The sequence below is a fragment of the Thermus sp. CCB_US3_UF1 genome (assembly GCF_000236585.1).
GTDB lineage: Bacteria > Deinococcota > Deinococci > Deinococcales > Thermaceae > Thermus.
In genome coordinates this window covers 1759648-1775820 of record NC_017278.1, presented here as the reverse complement: position 1 = coordinate 1775820, position 16173 = coordinate 1759648, and the positions used below count along the sequence as shown (strand labels likewise).

The 16173-nt window shown below is 69.9% G+C and carries 18 protein-coding genes and 3 tRNA genes; 16 read left to right on the top strand and 5 right to left on the bottom strand.

The genetic code is table 11. The features are described from left to right. Window positions 1–59 precede the first annotated feature (59 nt). From TCCBUS3UF1_RS08805 to TCCBUS3UF1_RS08765, 9 genes are all read left to right on the top strand, one after another. The gene (locus tag TCCBUS3UF1_RS08805) at window positions 60–1079 is read left to right on the top strand and encodes an ABC transporter ATP-binding protein (RefSeq protein ID WP_014516160.1); all 1020 of its coding nucleotides are present in this window, start codon (window positions 60–62) and stop codon (window positions 1077–1079) included. Next, complete coding sequence (locus TCCBUS3UF1_RS08800) at window positions 1076–2059, top strand: ABC transporter ATP-binding protein (protein WP_014516159.1); 984 nt, start codon at window positions 1076–1078, stop codon at window positions 2057–2059. The genes TCCBUS3UF1_RS08805 and TCCBUS3UF1_RS08800 overlap by 4 nt, the downstream gene beginning before the upstream one ends. Before the next feature lie 49 nt (window positions 2060–2108). Then, on the top strand, window positions 2109–2735 hold the full coding sequence (locus tag TCCBUS3UF1_RS08795) for a CBS and ACT domain-containing protein (protein WP_014516158.1): 627 nt from the start codon (window positions 2109–2111) through the stop codon (window positions 2733–2735). Then, the gene (locus TCCBUS3UF1_RS08790; RefSeq protein WP_041433859.1) at window positions 2729–3856 is read left to right on the top strand and encodes an acetoin utilization protein AcuC; all 1128 of its coding nucleotides are present in this window, start codon (window positions 2729–2731) and stop codon (window positions 3854–3856) included. The genes TCCBUS3UF1_RS08795 and TCCBUS3UF1_RS08790 overlap by 7 nt, the downstream gene beginning before the upstream one ends. Before the next feature lie 4 nt (window positions 3857–3860). Next, complete coding sequence (locus TCCBUS3UF1_RS08785) at window positions 3861–4058, top strand: MoaD/ThiS family protein (RefSeq protein ID WP_014516156.1); 198 nt, start codon at window positions 3861–3863, stop codon at window positions 4056–4058. 2 nt (window positions 4059–4060) lie between these two features. Further along, window positions 4061–5026, top strand: coding sequence for an ATP-binding protein (locus tag TCCBUS3UF1_RS08780; protein ID WP_014516155.1), 966 nt, complete (start codon window positions 4061–4063; stop codon window positions 5024–5026). 195 nt (window positions 5027–5221) lie between these two features. Continuing rightward, entirely contained in the window at window positions 5222–6808 is a 1587-nt protein-coding gene (locus TCCBUS3UF1_RS08775) for an alpha-amylase family glycosyl hydrolase (protein ID WP_014516154.1), read from the top strand. A gap of 4 nt (window positions 6809–6812) precedes the next feature. Continuing rightward, window positions 6813–7454, top strand: a complete 642-nt coding sequence (locus TCCBUS3UF1_RS08770; protein WP_014516153.1) for a class I SAM-dependent methyltransferase — start codon at window positions 6813–6815, stop codon at window positions 7452–7454. Next, window positions 7445–8194 (top strand): methyltransferase domain-containing protein, encoded by a 750-nt coding sequence (locus TCCBUS3UF1_RS08765; RefSeq protein ID WP_014516152.1) that lies wholly within the window; start codon window positions 7445–7447, stop codon window positions 8192–8194. Before TCCBUS3UF1_RS08770 ends, TCCBUS3UF1_RS08765 begins: the two co-directional genes overlap by 10 nt. Window positions 8195–8215: 21 nt before the next feature. On the opposite strand, the gene TCCBUS3UF1_RS08760 is transcribed toward TCCBUS3UF1_RS08765, so the two are convergent. Both TCCBUS3UF1_RS08760 and lnt read right to left on the bottom strand, forming a co-directional pair. Then, window positions 8216–8303: transfer RNA gene (locus tag TCCBUS3UF1_RS08760), tRNA-Leu, on the bottom strand. Then, on the bottom strand, window positions 8282–9613 hold the full coding sequence (lnt, locus tag TCCBUS3UF1_RS11645) for an apolipoprotein N-acyltransferase (protein WP_014516151.1): 1332 nt from the start codon (window positions 9611–9613) through the stop codon (window positions 8282–8284). Before lnt ends, TCCBUS3UF1_RS08760 begins: the two co-directional genes overlap by 22 nt. 68 nt (window positions 9614–9681) lie before the next feature. Between lnt and TCCBUS3UF1_RS08745 the strand changes: the two genes are divergently transcribed. Beyond that, the gene (locus TCCBUS3UF1_RS08745) at window positions 9682–10383 is read left to right on the top strand and encodes a metallophosphoesterase (protein WP_041433856.1); all 702 of its coding nucleotides are present in this window, start codon (window positions 9682–9684) and stop codon (window positions 10381–10383) included. Here TCCBUS3UF1_RS08745 and queG read toward each other — a convergent pair. Beyond that, window positions 10315–11442: a tRNA epoxyqueuosine(34) reductase QueG gene (gene queG / locus TCCBUS3UF1_RS08740; RefSeq protein ID WP_014516150.1), complete on the bottom strand. Its 1128-nt coding sequence runs from the start codon at window positions 11440–11442 to the stop codon at window positions 10315–10317. The two genes, TCCBUS3UF1_RS08745 and queG, sit on opposite strands and share 69 nt — an antisense overlap. A gap of 22 nt (window positions 11443–11464) precedes the next feature. Between queG and TCCBUS3UF1_RS08735 the strand changes: the two genes are divergently transcribed. The 4 genes from TCCBUS3UF1_RS08735 to TCCBUS3UF1_RS08720 are packed head-to-tail and all read left to right on the top strand — an operon-like array spanning window position 11465 to window position 14174. Continuing rightward, entirely contained in the window at window positions 11465–12463 is a 999-nt protein-coding gene (locus tag TCCBUS3UF1_RS08735; protein WP_041434026.1) for a homoserine dehydrogenase, read from the top strand. Window positions 12464–12495: 32 nt separating this feature from the next. Beyond that, on the top strand, window positions 12496–13551 hold the full coding sequence (gene thrC / locus TCCBUS3UF1_RS08730) for a threonine synthase (protein ID WP_041433855.1): 1056 nt from the start codon (window positions 12496–12498) through the stop codon (window positions 13549–13551). A gap of 12 nt (window positions 13552–13563) precedes the next feature. Next, window positions 13564–13878 carry a hypothetical protein gene (locus tag TCCBUS3UF1_RS08725; RefSeq protein ID WP_014516147.1) on the top strand — a complete coding sequence of 105 codons (315 nt, stop codon included), beginning with the start codon at window positions 13564–13566 and terminating at the stop codon, window positions 13876–13878. Then, window positions 13878–14174: a hypothetical protein gene (locus TCCBUS3UF1_RS08720; RefSeq protein ID WP_014516146.1), complete on the top strand. Its 297-nt coding sequence runs from the start codon at window positions 13878–13880 to the stop codon at window positions 14172–14174. The genes TCCBUS3UF1_RS08725 and TCCBUS3UF1_RS08720 overlap by 1 nt, the downstream gene beginning before the upstream one ends. Here the strand turns inward: TCCBUS3UF1_RS08720 and TCCBUS3UF1_RS08715 are convergent. Continuing rightward, window positions 14147–14485, bottom strand: coding sequence for a hypothetical protein (locus TCCBUS3UF1_RS08715; RefSeq protein ID WP_014516145.1), 339 nt, complete (start codon window positions 14483–14485; stop codon window positions 14147–14149). The genes TCCBUS3UF1_RS08720 and TCCBUS3UF1_RS08715 overlap by 28 nt on opposite strands. Further along, a complete protein-coding gene (locus TCCBUS3UF1_RS08710; protein ID WP_014516144.1) occupies window positions 14478–15905 on the bottom strand; it encodes an ATP cone domain-containing protein in 1428 nt (475 codons plus the stop codon). The genes TCCBUS3UF1_RS08715 and TCCBUS3UF1_RS08710 overlap by 8 nt, the downstream gene beginning before the upstream one ends. A gap of 82 nt (window positions 15906–15987) precedes the next feature. Here TCCBUS3UF1_RS08710 and TCCBUS3UF1_RS08705 point away from each other — a divergent pair. Both TCCBUS3UF1_RS08705 and TCCBUS3UF1_RS08700 read left to right on the top strand, forming a co-directional pair. Beyond that, window positions 15988–16062: transfer RNA gene (locus TCCBUS3UF1_RS08705), tRNA-Cys, on the top strand. 7 nt (window positions 16063–16069) lie between these two features. Continuing rightward, a tRNA-Val gene (locus TCCBUS3UF1_RS08700) sits at window positions 16070–16146 on the top strand. Window positions 16147–16173 lie beyond the last annotated feature (27 nt).

The window sequence follows — 16173 nt, the reverse complement described above, 5'->3', positions numbered from 1 at the left end:
TGACTGGGTATGGCGTATAACGGGTGAGGTGTTTAGGGGCAGTGCCCGAAGGAGTGCGCATGGACGAAAAGCGGCTACTGGAGGTGAGAGACCTCAAGGTCCACTTCTTCACCGATGACGGCGTGGTGAAGGCGGTGGACGGGGTGTCCTTCCACGTGGACAAAGGGGAGACCCTGGCGGTGGTGGGCGAGTCGGGCTCGGGGAAGAGCGTGACCTCCCTGGCCATCATGCGCCTCATCCCCACCCCCCCCGGGCGGATCGTGGGCGGGGAGATCCTTTTCCGGGGCAAGGACGGTCAGCTACGGGACCTGACCAAGCTCTCCGAGGCGGAGATGCGGCGGATCCGGGGCAACGACATCGCCATGATCTTCCAAGAGCCCATGACCTCCTTGAACCCGGTCTACACGGTGGGGGATCAGATCGCCGAGGCCATCATGCTCCACCAGGGGAAAAGCCGCAAGGAGGCCCTGGAGCTGGCGGCCCACATGCTGGACCTGGTGGGGATCCCCGAGCCCAAGAAGCGCCTGGCCAACTACCCCCACCAGATGTCGGGGGGGATGCGCCAGCGGGTGATGATCGCCATGGCCCTCTCCTGCAACCCCTCCTTGCTCATCGCCGACGAGCCCACCACAGCCTTGGACGTGACCATTCAGGCGCAGATCCTGGAGCTGATGAAGAAGCTCCAGGAGGAGATCGGCATGAGCATCCTCTTCATCACCCACAACCTGGGGGTGGTGGCGGAGATGGCCGACCGGGTGGTGGTGATGTACGCGGGGCGGGCCGTGGAGCAAGCTGACGTGGTCCCCCTTTTCAAGGAGCCCCTCCACCCCTATACCCGGGGGCTCCTCCACTCCGTTCCCCGGCTGGACTTAGCGGCGGAGCACAAGGAGCGCCTCGAGGCCATTCCCGGCAACGTGCCCAACCCCCTCTACCTCCCCTCGGGGTGCGCCTTCCACCCCCGCTGCAAGCACTACGCGGAAGGGCTTTGCGACCGGGAGGTCCCCCCCTTGGAGGATACGGGGGATGGCCGCCAGGTGCGGTGCGCGCGCTGGCGGGAGATCCGGGAGGTTAGGGCATGAAGGAAAACCACGTCCTCCTGGAGGTCAGGGACCTGAAGAAGCACTTCCCCATCCGGGGCGGGGTCCTCTCCCGGGTGGTGGGGAGCGTGAAGGCGGTGGACGGGGTGTCCTTCGCCATCCGGAAGGGGGAGGTGCTGGGCCTGGTGGGGGAGTCGGGAAGCGGCAAGACCACGGTGGGCCGCACCCTCCTCCGCCTCATTGAGCCCACGGGTGGGCGCATCCTCTTTGACGGCCAGGACATCACCGACCTGCCCAAGGACAAGCTCAGGCCCTACCGCCGCCGCATGCAGATCATCTTCCAGGACCCCTTTAGCTCCTTGAACCCCCGGATGACCGTGGGGGACATCATCGCCGAGCCCCTGGTCATCCACGGGATCGGCAAAACGCCCGAGGAGCGCACGGAGCGGGTGGCGGAGCTTCTTAAGCTCGTGGGCCTCTCCCCGGACCATATGCGCCGCTACCCCCACGAGTTCTCCGGTGGGCAGCGGCAGCGCATCGGCATCGCCCGGGCTCTGGCCGTGGCCCCGGAGTTCATCGTGGCCGACGAGCCGGTTTCCGCCCTGGACGTCTCCATCCAGGCCCAGGTGGTGAACCTCCTCCAGGACCTCAAGGAGGAGCTGGGGCTCACCCTCCTCTTCATCGCCCACGACCTGGCGGTGGTGGAGTACATCTCCGACCGGGTGGCGGTGATGTACCTGGGCAAGGTGATGGAGCTGGCCTCCGCCCGGGAGCTCTACCGCAACCCCAAGCACCCCTACACCGAGGCCCTTCTCTCCGCGGTGCCCATCCCCGACCCCACGGTGAAGCGGGAGCGCATCGTGCTCCAGGGGGATATCCCTTCCCCCATCAACCCCCCTTCGGGCTGCGTGTTCCGTACCCGTTGCCGCTACGCCCTGCCCGAGTGCGCCCAGGTGGTTCCCGAGCTCAAGGAGGTGGCCCCGGGGCACTTCAAGGCCTGCATCCGGGACGATATCCTCTAGGGCTTTTGCGGAAGGCCAAGCCCCCCCTTGTGGGGGGTATACTTTTTCCATGCTGGTCAAGGACGTGATGCACGCCCCGGTGATCACCGTGGGGCCGGAGTGGACCCTGGAGGAGGCCTACAGGCTCCTCCTGGAGAAGGGCATCCGCCACCTGCCCGTGATGGAAGGAGGCAGGCTGGTGGGCATCCTCACCGACCGGGACATCCGCCTGGCCACCAGCCACCTCAACCCCCAGGGTCCCTGCCCGGGGTGCACCCGGGTGGAGGAGGTGATGACCCGGGAGGTGGTTACCGCCCATCCCCTGGACCCGGTGGAGGAGGCGGCCCGGGTGATGCGGGAGCGGAAGATCGGCTCCTTGCCGGTGCTGGAGGACGGGGTGCTCCTCGGCATCGTCACGGGGATTGACCTCCTGGATGCCCTCCTCAAGCTCACCGGGGTCACGGAGCCCTCGGGGCGGCTGGAGGTGCGCCTGCCCGACCGGGTGGGGGAGCTGGCCCGCCTTACGGGCTTCCTGGCGGGGCGGGGGGTGAACATCCACTCCCTCCTTTCCTATCCCGAGGACGGGGATTTCGTCCGGGCGGTGGTGCGGGTGAACACCCTGGAAACCCACCTGCTGGCCGAGGGGCTCCGCCAGCAGGGTTTTGCCGTGCTCTGGCCGCCCAAGAAGCCATGGTGATCTACCGGGACGAGTACCGCCTGTACAACTTCGGGCCGGAGCACCCTTTTAGCCCCCTGCGCCTGGAGATGCTCCTTTCCCTGCTCCAGGCCCTGGGGGCGTGGCGGGAGCCCGTGCCGCCCCCGGAGGCCACGCGGGAGGAGATCCTAAGCGTTCACTCCGAGCGCCTGGTGCGCCGGGTGGAGGCGGCAAGCCGGGGGGAGAGGGTGCCCGATCTGGACCACTACGGCCTGGGCACCTCCGACACCCCGGTCTTCCCCGGCATGGACCGGGCGGCGCGGATCCTGGTGGGGGGGACCCTCGAGGGGGCGAGGCGGATCCTCTCCGGGGAGAAGCGGGTGTTGCAGCTGGGAGGGGGGCTGCACCACGCCCAGTACGACCGGGCCTCGGGCTTTTGCGTGTACAACGACCTTTCCGTAGCCATCCGCCACCTTAGCCGGGCCGGGCTGCGGGTGGCCTACCTGGACATCGACGTGCACCACGGGGACGGGGTGCAGTGGATCCATTACGAGGAGGGGGAGGTGCTCACCCTAAGCCTCCACGAGTCTGGCCGCTACCTTTTTCCCGGTACCGGGCACGTGCACGAGATAGGCCGGGGGGAGGGGGTGGGGAGGAAGCTCAACCTGCCCCTGGAACCCTTCACCGAGGACGAGAGCTACCTGGAGGTCTTTGAGGCCCTCCTCCCCTGGGCCCTTAAGGCCTTCCGGCCCGATGTCCTGGTGGTGCAGGCGGGGGCGGATGCCCATTACCTGGACCCCCTGGCCGACCTCCTCCTCACCACCCGGGCCTACGCCCGGCTTTTCCCCCTCATCCTGGAGTACGCCGAGGCCTTCGCCGGGGGGAGGGTCCTCTTTACCCTTGGGGGCGGGTACAGCCTGGACGCCACGGTGCGGGTCTGGACCCTGCTCTACCACGTCTTCCACGGCCTGCCCCTGCCGGAGCGCCTCCCCGAGGAGTGGCTTAGGGCCTGGGAGGCCAGGCTTGGCCAGCCCCTCACCCCCACCCTCCACGACCCGCCCGACCCCTACCCCCCCATCCCCCGCCGGCCCGAGATCGAGAAGCGCAACCGCCTCACCCTGGGGAGGCTCATGGAGCTGGTGGGCTCCTACCTGCTACACTAGCGGGGTGAAGGTGATCCTTAGGCTGCCCGAGCGCAAGGAGGTGGAGGTTCGCGGGAACCGTTCCCTGAGGGAAGTCCTCTTGGAGCTGGGCCTGAACCCGGAAACCGTGGTGGCCGTGCGGGGGGAGGAGCTTCTCACCCTGGACGCGCGGGTGGGGGAGGAGGACACCTTGGAGGTCCTCTCCGCCATCTCCGGGGGCTAGGCATGGTCTGCAAGGTCTGCGGGGAAAAGGCCCAGGTGGAGCTTAGGGGCCGGGGCCTGGCCTTGTGCAAGGCCCACTACCTGGACTGGTTCGTGAAGGAAACGGAAAGGGCCATCCGCCGCCACCGGATGCTCACCCCCGGGGAACGGGTCCTGGTGGCCGTTTCCGGGGGGAAGGACTCCTTGGCCCTGTGGGATGTCCTCCACCGCCTGGGGTACCAGGCGGTGGGGCTCCACATCCAGCTCGGCATTGGCGCCTATTCCGAGCGGAGCCTCGAGGTCACCCAGGCCTTTGCCCGGGAGCGGGGCCTGGAGCTTCTGGTGGTGGACCTGAGGGAGGCCTACGGCTTCGGCGTGCCGGAATTGGCCGAGCTTTCTGGCCGGGTGGCCTGCTCCGCCTGCGGGCTTTCCAAGCGCTACATCCTCAACCAGGTGGCGGTGGAGGAGGGGTTCCGCGCCGTGGCCACGGGGCACAACCTGGACGACGAGGCCGCGGTCCTTTTCGGCAACCTCCTCAACCCCCAAGAGGATGCCCTGGCCCGCCAGGGGCCGGTTTTGCCGGAAAGGCCCGGCCTGGCCGCCCGGGTCAAGCCCTTTTACCGCTTCAGCGAGCGGGAGGTCCTCTCCTACACCCTCCTCCGCGGCATCCGCTACCTGCACGAGGAATGCCCCAACGCCAAGGGGGCCAAGAGCCTCCTCTACAAGGAGGCCCTGAACCGGGTGGAGGCGGAGATGCCTGGGGCCAAGCTGCGCTTCCTCGAGGGCTTTCTGGAAAGGATACAGCCCCACCTGCAAGCCCCCGGGGAGGTGCCCCTCTCCCAGTGCCAGCGCTGCGGGTACCCCACCACGGGGGCGGTCTGCGCCTTCTGCCGCATGTGGGATGCGGTCTACCGCCGGGGCAAAAAGCGCCGCCTCCTCCCCGAGGAGGCCCAGTTCCACCCCCAGGCCACGCCCGTCCGAGCCGGTTAAGCCCGGCCTGTACCGCCACGAGGGGGGCGGGCTCTACCGGGTCTTCTTCCTGGCCCGCCACGGGGAAACCGAGGAGGAGGTGGCGGTACGGGTCCCAGGGCCCCTTTCCCTCTCTGGCTCAAGCGGAAGCGGGTGGCCAGGTTTCAGCTTCTGGAAGAGCTTCCACCCCCGGCCCCGCCGGGGTAAACTCGGGGCATGTGGTGGAAGGAGGCGGTGATCTACCAGATCTACCCCCGGAGCTTCCAGGACAGCAACGGGGACGGCATCGGGGACCTGGAAGGGGTTCGGCGGCGGCTTCCTTACCTGAAGGCCCTGGGGGTGGATGCCCTCTGGCTTTCCCCCTTCTACAAGAGCCCCATGAAGGACTTCGGCTACGACGTGGCCGACTACACCGATGTGGACCCCATCTTCGGCACCCTGGAGGACTTTGACCGCCTCCTCCAGGAGGCCCACGCCCTGGGGCTAAGGGTCCTCATCGACCTGGTCCCCAACCACACCTCCGACCAGCACCCCTGGTTCCTGGAGTCCCGAAGCTCGCGGGACAACCCCAAGCGCAACTGGTACGTCTGGGCCGACCCGGCCCCGGGGGGTGGCCCCCCCAACAACTGGCAGAGCTTCTTCGGGGGACCGGCCTGGACCTACGACGAGAAGACGGGCCAGTACTACCTGCACCAGTTCCTCCCCGAGCAGCCCGACCTCAACTGGCGCAACCCCGAGGTGCGGGAGGCCGTGTATGAGGCCATGCGCTTCTGGCTCCGGCGGGGGGTGGACGGGTTCAGGGTGGATGTCCTCTGGCTCCTGGCCGAGGACCTCCTGCTGCGGGACGAGCCCGGCAACCCCGACTGGCGCCCCGGGATGTACGACCGGGGGCGCCACCTCCACCTCTACACCGAGGACCAGCCGGAAACCTACGCCTACGTGCGGGAGATGCGCTACGTCCTGGATGAGTTTTCCCAGCCTGGCCGGGAGCGGGTGATGGTGGGGGAGATCTACCTGCCCTACCCCCAGCTGGTGCGCTACTACCAGGCGGGTTGCCACCTGCCCTTCAACTTCCACCTCATCTTCCGTGGCCTTGCGGACTGGCGGCCAGAGAACCTGGCCCGCATCGTGGAGGAGTACGAAAGCCTCCTCACCCCTTGGGACTGGCCCAACTGGGTCCTGGGCAACCACGACCAGCCCCGGCTGGCCTCGAGGCTGGGGGAGGCCCAGGCCCGGGTGGCGGCCACCCTCCTCTTCACCCTGCGGGGTACCCCCACCTGGTACTACGGGGACGAGCTGGCCCTGCCCAACGGGGAAATCCCCCCGGACAAGGTGCAGGACCCCGCGGCCCTAAGGCAGAAGGACCGCAAGGGGGAGCACGGCCTGCCCCCCGGGCGGGACCCCGAGCGTACCCCCATGCCCTGGGACGACACCCCCTTCGCCGGCTTCTCCACCCGCGAGCCCTGGCTGCCCCTGAACCCCGACTGGCGGGAGCGCAACGTGGCCGCCCAGGAGAAAGACCCCCGCTCCCCCCTCCACCTGGTCCGCCGCCTCATCGCCCTGAGGAAGGAACCGGAGCTCCTCTACGGGGCCTACCGCACCTACCGGGCCGGGGGCGGGGTCTACGCCTACCTCCGGGGGGAGGGCTGGCTCGTGGCCCTAAACCTCACCGACCGGGAGAAGGCCCTGGAGCTTCCCCGGGAGGGGCGGGTGGTCCTCTCCACCCACCTGGACCGGGAGGAAGGGGTGGCGGGCCGCCTCCTCCTGCGCCCCGACGAAGGGGTGGTGGTACGGTTAGGCTAGGGGCATGGAGGACCCTTTTGCCGGCCTGGCCGAGGCCTACGAGGCCTGGTACCAGACCCCCTTGGGGGCCTACGTCATCGGGGAGGAGGAGCGGGCCCTGAAGGGGCTTCTCCCCTTTGGGGAGAGCCTTTTGGAGGTGGGGGCGGGGACGGGGTACTGGCTTGGGCGGCTTCCCTACCCGAAAAAGGTGGGGGTGGAGCCCTCTTCCGCCATGCTCCGGGTAGGGCGCAAGCGGGTGCCGGAGGCGGAGTGGGTGGCGGCCAGGGGCGAGGCCCTGCCCTTCCCCGAGGGTGCGTTTGACCTGGTCCTCCTCTTCACCGTCTTGGAGTTCGTGGAGGACGTGGAGCGGGTCCTGGCCGAGGCCAAGCGGGTGCGGAGGCCGGGAGGGGCCCTGGTGGTGGGGATCCTCGAGGCCCTCTCCCCCTGGGCGGCCCTGTACCGCCGGTTGGGGGAAAAGGGGGTCCTGCCCTGGAAAGGGGCCCGCTTCCTCTCCCGGGAGGACCTCCACGCCCTCCTGGGCCCCCCCGAGGCGGAAGGGGGGGCGGTCTACCTGGCTCCGGAGGCCCCACCCCCTTTCCCCGAGGCCGACCGGGCGGGTAGGCGGGCGGGCAACCGCCCGGCCCTATACTTGGGACGATGGCGGTGAAGGCCCTCTTGGCCCTTTACCCCCTCCTGCAGGGGGATTACCGGGCGGTGGAGAAGGCCCTTTCCGCCCTGGAGAAGGGCGGGCTGGACCTCCGCGTTTTTCCCACCCACTCCGAGGTTTCCGGGGAGGCAGAAGGCGTCTTCCAAGCCCTGAAGGAGGCTTTTCTGGCCGCGGGCGCCGAGGGGCCCCTGGTCCTTTGGGCCCTCCTCACCAACGCCTGCCAGGCCCAAGACCCCTTCCGCCGCCCCGAGCGCCTCCAGCGCTTTCCCCCTGGGGAGATCGCAAAGAAGGCCCTTGAGGGCTTCTTCGCCAAGAGCGCCCTGGACCTGGGCACCGGCACCGGGGTCTTCGCCGAGGCCTTCGCCGCCCTGGGGCTTTTCACCGTGGGCCTGGACCCCCGGGCCGACCGCCTGGAGGTGGCCCGGGCCAAGGTCAAGGGGGCCCGCTTCGTGGAAGGGCGGGCCGAGGCCCTGCCCTTTCCCGAGGCCAGCTTTGACCTGGCCTTTTTCGGCCTCTCCCTCCACCACCTGGACCCCCTTCCCGCCCTCCGGGAGGCGGCCCGGGTGGCCCGCAGGGTGGCCGTGCTGGAGTGGCCCTACCGGGAGGAGGAGGTGGGCCCGCCCCTAGGGCGGCGGTTTTCTCCTGAGGGCCTCCAGGAGCTTTTCCAAAAGGCCTTGGGAAGCCCGCCCCGCCTCGAGGCCACGGAGGGCTACCTCCTGGCCCTATGGGACAAAGGCTAAGGGCCCCTTGCGGGGCCTCCTTGGTGCCGGGGGCGGGACTCGAACCCGCACGCCCTCGTCGGGCAACAGATTTTGAGTCTGCCGCGTCTACCGGTTCCGCCACCCCGGCGGGCGCACCCTAAGGATAAGGCCCAGGAGGGCAAGCGTCAACGCCAGCCCCACCGCCCAGTCCCCATAGCGGGCGTAAGGGGTAAGCCCTTCCCGGAAGGCGAAGGGGGCCAGGAGGTAGCCCTCCCGCTGCGCGGGGATGGCCGCCACCACCCGGCCCAGGGGGTCAATGCTGGCGGTGATGCCGTCGTTCCCGGCCCTCAGGAGCCAGCGCCCCGTCTCCACTGCCCGCAGCCGCCCCAGGGCAAAGTGCTGCCGCCCGCCGAAGGAGGGACCGTACCAGGCGTCGTTGGTGAGGAGGACCAGCACCCCTGCCCCTTCCCGCACCAAGGCCCGGGCGGTGGAGGGGAAGACGGACTCGTAGCAGATCATGGCCCCGTAGGGGCCCAAGGGGGCCACCCGGCTCCCCGGGGTCCGGTCGGCCAGCTCCCCCAGGCCCAGGGCGCGGAAGAAGAAGGCGTAGACCCCGCCCAAGGCCTCGCGGAAGGGAAAGCGTTCCCCGAAGGGCACCAGGCGCACCTTATCGTACTGGGCCAGGACCCTTTCCTCTTGGTAGAGGACGGCCCGGTTGGGGCCGTAGAGGTTGAGCCCCGTGACCAGGGGCCGCCCCCCCAGGACCCCCTCTATGCCTTGGGGAAGGGTCCAGACCGCGGTCTCCGGCCAGACCACCAGGCTGGCCTCGGGGTGGCGGGCCAGGCCCTGGGCGGTGAGCCGGGGGTAGACCGCCTCCCCCAGGTCCCCCTGGACCTTGGCCAGGGGGTTGACGTTGCCCTGCACCAGGAGGGCCCGCTCGGGGGCTGGGGTTTCCGGCAGGGGCCAAAGCCAGAGGAGGGCCCAGGGCAAAAGGAGCCAGTAGCGCCTTTGGGAAAGGCCCAAGGCCAGAAGGAGGACCAGGAGGGAGAGGAGGTAGACCCCGCCCCAGGCGGCCAAAACCCTCCCCGGGGCCTCGAGGAGGGCGTACCCCAAAAGCCCCCAGGGGAAGGCCAGCTCCCCCTGCTCCGTGAGCCACTCCAGGACCACCCAGCCCCCCACCCGCAGGAGGGGCGTGGGGGTGAGGGCGAAGAGGAGGCCAAAGGTGAGGGCCTTGAGGAGGACCAGGGGGAGGAAGGGCACCGCCCCCCAGGGGCCGAACAGGACCGCGAAGCTTTGGGGAAGCCAGGCCAGGTGGAGGCCCCAAAACCCTAGCCCGGCCCAGAACCCCTTGCGGAAGCCTCCCCGGAGAAGGGGCACCAGGACCAGGGGGGCCAGGGGGCCCAGGGGAAAGGGGGGAAGGGTCAGGGCCAGGAGAAGGCCCAGGGCCAAGGCCTGCACCCCCTTACCATACGGGCTTGGGTCCAGATTGCCCAGGCCCTTGGGGGAAAGGATGGCAGAATGGGTGCATGCGCCTGGGGGTTCTCTCCGATATCCACGCCAACCTGCCCGCCCTCGAGGCCGCCCTGGAGGCCCTCAGGGCCGAGGGCGTGGACGAGGTCCTGGTCCTGGGGGACCTGGTGGGCTACGGCCCCCACCCCAAGGAGGTCATCGCCCTCCTCTGGCGGGAAGGGCTTCCCGCCATCGCCGGGGCCTGGGACCTGCGGGTGGCCTACCCCCTGCCCGTCCCGCTTCCCGAGGGGCTGGGCAAGGCCACCTTGGAGTGGACCCGCTCCCGGCTTTCCGAAAAGGAGCTCGCTTACCTTCGTTCCTTACGCCTTTCCCACCGCCGCACCTACGGGGATAAGCGCCTGGTGGGCTTCCACGGCAAGCCCGGCCGCCCCGAGGAGCACCCCGACCTCCTGGGCCCAGCCAAGGAGTTTTTGGCCCTCCTGGAGCGCTACGGGGCCCAGGTCCTCCTCCTCGGGGGGCGGCACCTGCCCCTGGCCCGCCGGGTGGGGACGGGCCTTCTGGCCGACCCCGGGAGCGTGGGCCTGAGCCTTTCCGGGGAACCCGGGGCCGACGCCCTGGTCCTGGACACGGACACCCTCGAGGCCCGCTTCCTCAAGGTGCCCTACGATCTGGGCCGCCTCCTTTTTGACCTAAGGGCCTGGGACCTCCCCCGGGCCCTGGAGCGGGTCTACCGCACGGGCCGCTTCGCCGCCCTCTAGGAGGGCCTTGGCCTCCTGCCTCAGGTCTGGGTCCTCCAGGAACCCCTCCACCCCCTTCCCCGCCCGGAAGAGGGCGTGGAGGGCGGTGCGCCGCACCAGGGGGCTTGGGTCCCGGGCCGCCTCGGCCATGAGGCCCTCTCCCAGGCCCAGGTTGCTCAGGACAATGAGGGCGTTCCGGGCCATCCGGGCCCGGCCAGGCCGGGCGAAGGCCGTGTCCCCGTACTTGCGCCAAAAGGCCCGCCCGGAAAGGCGGAAAAACTCCCCCAGGTCCGGATGGGCCAGCTCCGGCTCGGGGCGGAAGCCCGCCCAGGCCTTGCCGAAACGCCCCCAGGGGCAGACCTCCCCGCAGAGGTCACACCCTAAGAGCCACTCCCCTATCCCCGGCCAGAGGGCTGGGGGGAGGAAGCCCTTGTGCTCCACGGTGAGGTAGCTCACGCACCGCCGGGCCTCCAGGGTCCCGTCCCCCAGGAGGGCCCCTGTGGGGCAGGCGGGAAGGCAGCGGGCGCAGCGGCCGCACCGCCCGGGGTGGAGGGGAGGAGGCTCCACCTCCAGGGGGGTGAGGAGGACCCCGATGAAGGCGTGGACCCCTAGGCCTGGGGAGAGGAAGTAGCCGCTCCGCCCAATCCATCCCGCCCCCGATAGGGCGGCCAGGGTCCGCTCGGGAAGGGGCCCGTGGTCCACGTAGCCCTTGGCCTCCAGCCCGAGGCCCCGGGCCAGGGCCTCCAGGTGCCGGACCTCCTCCCCCAGGAGGCGGTGGTAGTCCCGCACCCAGGCGTAGCGGGCCACCCGGCCCACCCTGAGGCCCCCTGGGGGCACCCCGGGGTCGGGGTAGGCGTAGGGGGCGAAGAGGAGGAGGGCGCTTCGCGCCCAAGGGAAGCGAAGGCGGGGGCGGAAGCGCTCCTCTACCCGCGCCTCCAGGTAAGCCATCCCCCCGTGCCGGCCTGCCGCCAGCCAGGCCCGGAAGCGGGCCTCCTGGGCCTCGAGGCCCTCCAGGGGGGCCCAGGCCACCCCCAGGCCCCGCGCCCTTGCCGCCTCCTCCAGGAGGGCCCCAGGGTCCATGCCCTTAGCCTATAATCCCCCCATGGAGCCCTTACGCATCGCCCTCCTGGGGGGCGGCACCGTGGGGGGGGCCTTTTACGCCCTGGTCCAGGAACGCCTCCCTGACTTCCACGCCCTGGGGTTTGCCCCGGAGTTCCTCGGGGTGCTGGTGCGCAGCCTGGACAAGCCCCGGGCCATCCCCGAAAGCCTCCTGCGCTCCAGGCCCTTTGACCTCTCGGAGGCCGACGTGGTGGTGGAGGCCTTGGGCGGGGTGGAGGTGCCCCTGGGCCTGGTGCGGCCTGCCCTGGAGGCCGGCATTCCCCTCATCACCGCCAACAAGGCCCTCTTGGCCGAGGCCTGGGAGGCCTTACGCCCCTTCGCCGAGGAGGGGCTCATCTACCACGAGGCCAGCGTCATGGCCGGCACCCCCGCCCTCTCCTTTTTGGAAACCCTAAGGGGGAGCCGGCTTCTGGAGCTCCACGGCATCCTCAACGGCACCACCCTCTACATCCTCCAGGAGATGGAAAAGGGGCGGACCTACGGGGAGGCCCTGGCCGAGGCCCAACGCCTGGGCTACGCCGAGGCCGACCCCAGCCTGGACGTGGAGGGAACCGATGCCGCCCACAAGCTCACCCTCCTGGCCCGGCTCCTGGTGGACCCGGGCTTCCCCCTAACCCAGGTGGAGGTCCAGGGCATCACCCGCCTCACCCCGGAGGTCTTGAAAAGGGCGGAGGCCCAAGGGGAAAGGGTGCGCCTGGTGGCAAGCCTCTATGGGGAAGGGGGTCGGTGGCGGGCCGCCGTGGCCCCCAGGCGCATCCCCCAGGACCACCCCCTGGCCCAAGCCCGGGGGAATGCCCTTTGGGTGCGCGCCCATCCCCTGGGGGAGGCCCTCGTCACCGGCCCGGGGGCGGGGGGTGGGGCCACGGCCAGCGGCCTCCTTGCGGACCTCTTCCGCCTCCTTGCCGGCTCCCCCGGCCACCTGCCTGCCCCTGCCCCCAGGCCGCCCTTGGCCGAGGGCAGCCCCTTCCCCGGGGTGCCTTGACGCTTGGGGGGGAAAGGGAAAAGCATATTCCCATGCGCCTGCCCCTGATGGAGCGTTACCGCGCCCACCTACCGGTTTCCTCCGGTACCCCGGTGGTCTCCCTCCTGGAGGGTTCCACCCCCCTGGTCCCCCTGAAGGGCCCCGAGGAGGCCAGGCGGCAAGGGGTAAGGCTCTTCGCCAAGCTGGAGGGCCTGAACCCCACGGGGAGCTTCAAGGACCGAGGGATGACCCTGGCGGTCTCCAAGGCGGTGGAGGCGGGGGCCAAGGCCGTGGCGGCGGCCAGCACGGGGAACACCGCCGCCAGCGCCGCCGCCTACGCCGCCCGGGCGGGGATCGGGGCCATCGTGGTCCTCCCCGCGGGGTACGTGGCCCTGGGCAAGGTGGCCCAGAGCCTGGTCCACGGGGCCCGCATCGTCCAGGTGGAGGGGAACTTTGACCAGGCCCTGGCCCTCACCAAGGCCCTCACCGAGGCCTACCCCGTGGCCCTGGTCAACTCCCTGAACCCCTACCGCCTGGAGGGGCAGAAGACCCTGGCCTTTGAGGTGGTGGACGAGCTGGGGGATGCCCCCCACTACCACGCCCTGCCCGTGGGGAACGCGGGGAACATCACCGCCCACTGGATGGGGTACAAGGAGTACCACGCCCTGGGCAAGGCCAGCCGCCTGCCCCGGATGCTGGGCTTCCAGGCCGCAGGGGCCGCCCCTTTGGTCCTGGGCCGTCCGGTGGAGAGGCCGGAGACCCTGGCCACGGCCATCCGCATCGGCCACCCCGCCAGCTGGGAAGGGGCCCTGCGGGCCAAGGAGGAGTCGGGAGGGCGGATTGAGGCGGTCAGCGACGAGGAGATCCTGGCCGCCTACCGCTACCTGGCCGAGGTGGAGGGGATCTTCGTGGAGCCCGCCAGCGCCGCGGCCATGGCCGGGGTCTGGAAGCTCCTGAGGGAAGGGGCCCTGGAGGCGGGAAGCCAGGTGGTCCTCACCCTCACCGGCCACGGCCTCAAGGACCCGGCCACGGCGGAAAGGGTGGCCAGGCTTGCTCCCCCCGTGCCCGCCACCCTTTCGGCGGTGGCCGAGGCCGCGGGCCTCCTGTGATAAGCTTGGGCCATGTCCGAGGCCAAGGACCTGCGTAAGAAGCGCAAGGAGCCCTTCCCCGGGGCCTACTACCTGGCTGGGGCCATCACCATCGCCCTCATGCTCCTCTTCCTGGCCCTGGGGGCCAGCCTCCCCCCGGGGGCGGCGGGGTTTTTGGTGGCCTTCGTCCTGGGGCTTACGGTGAACCCCAGGTACGTGCCCTACTTCCTGGCTGCGGGGGTTTTCTCCGCCTTCATGGGCTTTGGGGGCCGGGAGCCCCAGGTGGCCTGGGGCGGGGTAGCCTTGGTCCTCTCCCAGCTCCTGGTAAGGCGCTTCGTCCGCGACTGATGGAGCCCAACCGCCTGGCCCAAGCCCTGGCCCTCCTGGGGGTGGCGGCCTACGCCTTTTTCCTCTTCCTCCGCCCCAACCAGGAGGGGATGGCCCTGGCGGTGGGGCTCTTTGTGAGCGCCATGGCCGTGGCCTACGGGGAAAGGCCCTTCCCGGTGCCCTTCTTCGCCGGGCTTTACGCCCTCCTTTTCCTCCTGCAGCTCCTCTTCGGCCACCCCCTACCCTTCCTCGCCGGTGGCGTTTTAGGGGTAGGCCTGCCCTACCTCCTCTACCGCTTGCGGAGGCCCGCCAGGTAGAGGAGGGCCCCCAGGAGCATTCCCTCCCCCAGGGAGGGGAGGTAGAAGGCAAGCTCCTGAAGGTCCAGGCGCAGGTAGAGGAGGAGGGGCCAGGGGGTGAGGGCCCAGGCCAGGCCCGGCCTGCCGTAGCCCGCCGCCAGAAAGATTCCCGCCCCCAGGCCCCGCAGGTAGGCCAGCCACCCCGAGCCCAGCTCGTTTTGGTAGACGAACCAGAGAAGGTTGAGCCAGACCCCGAGGACGGCGAGGGGCAGGCGCTTTTCCAGGCGAAAGGTCAGGCCCAGGACCAGGAGGAAGCCTAGGGCCTCAAGCATGGGCCGCCTCCTGGATGCCCTGGGCCTCGAGGTAGGCCACCAGCACCTCCAGGGCCTTTTCCACCGCCTCGTCCAGGTCCTCCCCGGGGATCACGGGGATGCCCTCCTCCTGGGCCCAAAGGAGGAGGTGTTCCTGGATGAGGCGGATCTCGGCGAAGTGGGCCAGGTACTTGTCCTGGGGGCGGGCGTGGCCGGTTTCCCGGTCGCGGAGAAGGAAGCGGTCCCGGTGGAGCCTTTCGTCCTGCAGTACCAGGAGCATGGGCACGGTGAGGACCTTGTCCCGGTAGGGGTGGTCCAGGTAGCGGGGCACCACGTGCACCCCTTCCAGGACGATGGAGGTCCCCTCGAGGGCGCTCCGCTCCTGGATGGCCCTAAGCCCCACCGCCACCCGGGCTACCTGGTCCAGGAAGCCCCGGAGAACCCGGGCCTCGTGCCCTTCCTCGGTGAGCTGGGGCAGGAGGGCCTTCCAGGCCTCAAAGGTGGAGAGGTGCAGGGTGGGGAGGAGGTCTTTGGAGAGGGAGGCGCGGAACACCTCCCGCACCGCATCCGAGGGCACGATGTGGGTGATGCCCAGCCGGTAGGCCAGGGCCGAGGCCAGCACGCTTTTCCCCACCCCCGTGACCCCCCCGATCAGGATGTGCACCGGCCGGGCCCGCCGCCGCAAGCGGCGGAGCAGAAGGTAGCGCCGGGCCACCTCCTCCCCCGCCTCCTTGAGAAGGGCCTGGTAAACCCGATCCCGCAGTTCGGAGCGCCGCACCACCCGCTCCCCCCGCCTGAGCTCCCCCTCCATCTCCCGGGCCAGGCGGTAGGCCTGTTCGGGGGAGAGGCCGATCCCCATGAGGGACTGGGCCAGGATGCCTTTGGAGAAGGGCATCCTTGGCTCGCCTTCTTCCTCTTCCACGAAGAGCTCCCCGGCGAAGGCCCGGCGCTCCAGGTAACGCCGGGCCGCCGCCTCCCCCTTGGCCCGGCCCACCTCCTGGGCCACCACGCCTTCTAGGCGGCGGGCGGAGATCTGCCGTACCCCCTCTTCCCGCAGGTGGCGTTCCACCGCCTTGGCCAGGGCGTGGGCCTCCTTCAGGGAAAGCCCCGCCTCCTCCAGGCTTTGCGCCAGGAGGCCCTTGGAGAAGGGGCGGCGCCTTTTGCCGTCCAGTACCAGGATCTCCTCAAAGGGGAGGGTCTGGTGGGCCAGCTTGGCGGCAAGCTCGCCTCCCAAGGCCTTGGCCGCCTCTTCCAGGAAGACCTGGCGCAGGAGCCTAGGGGTGACCTCCTTCCGCCCTTCCTCCTTGAGCCGCTCCTCCACGGTGTGGGCCAGGGCCTGGGCGGCCTCGAGGGGCACCCCAAGCGGCAGCAAGGCTTCCAACAAAAGCCCCTTGGAAAAGGGCCAGCGGCCCCGCCGCAGGCGCACGAAGACCTCAGCCATTGCTTGGCATCATAGCACTTTCCCTTGCGGATGGGCTTTCTTGACAGGCATTTTCCCTGCGTGCTATGCTACCTTACGGCTTGGCGCCGTAGCCAAGGGGTAAGGCAGAGGTCTGCAAAACCTCCATTCGCCGGTTCGAATCCGGCCGGCGCCTCCAAAGGCAAGGGCGCGTAGCTCAGGTGGCCAGAGCACTACCTTGACACGGTAGGGGTCGGTGGTTCAAGTCCACTCGCGCCCACCAGGCTTAAGGACGATGAAAACCCCGGGT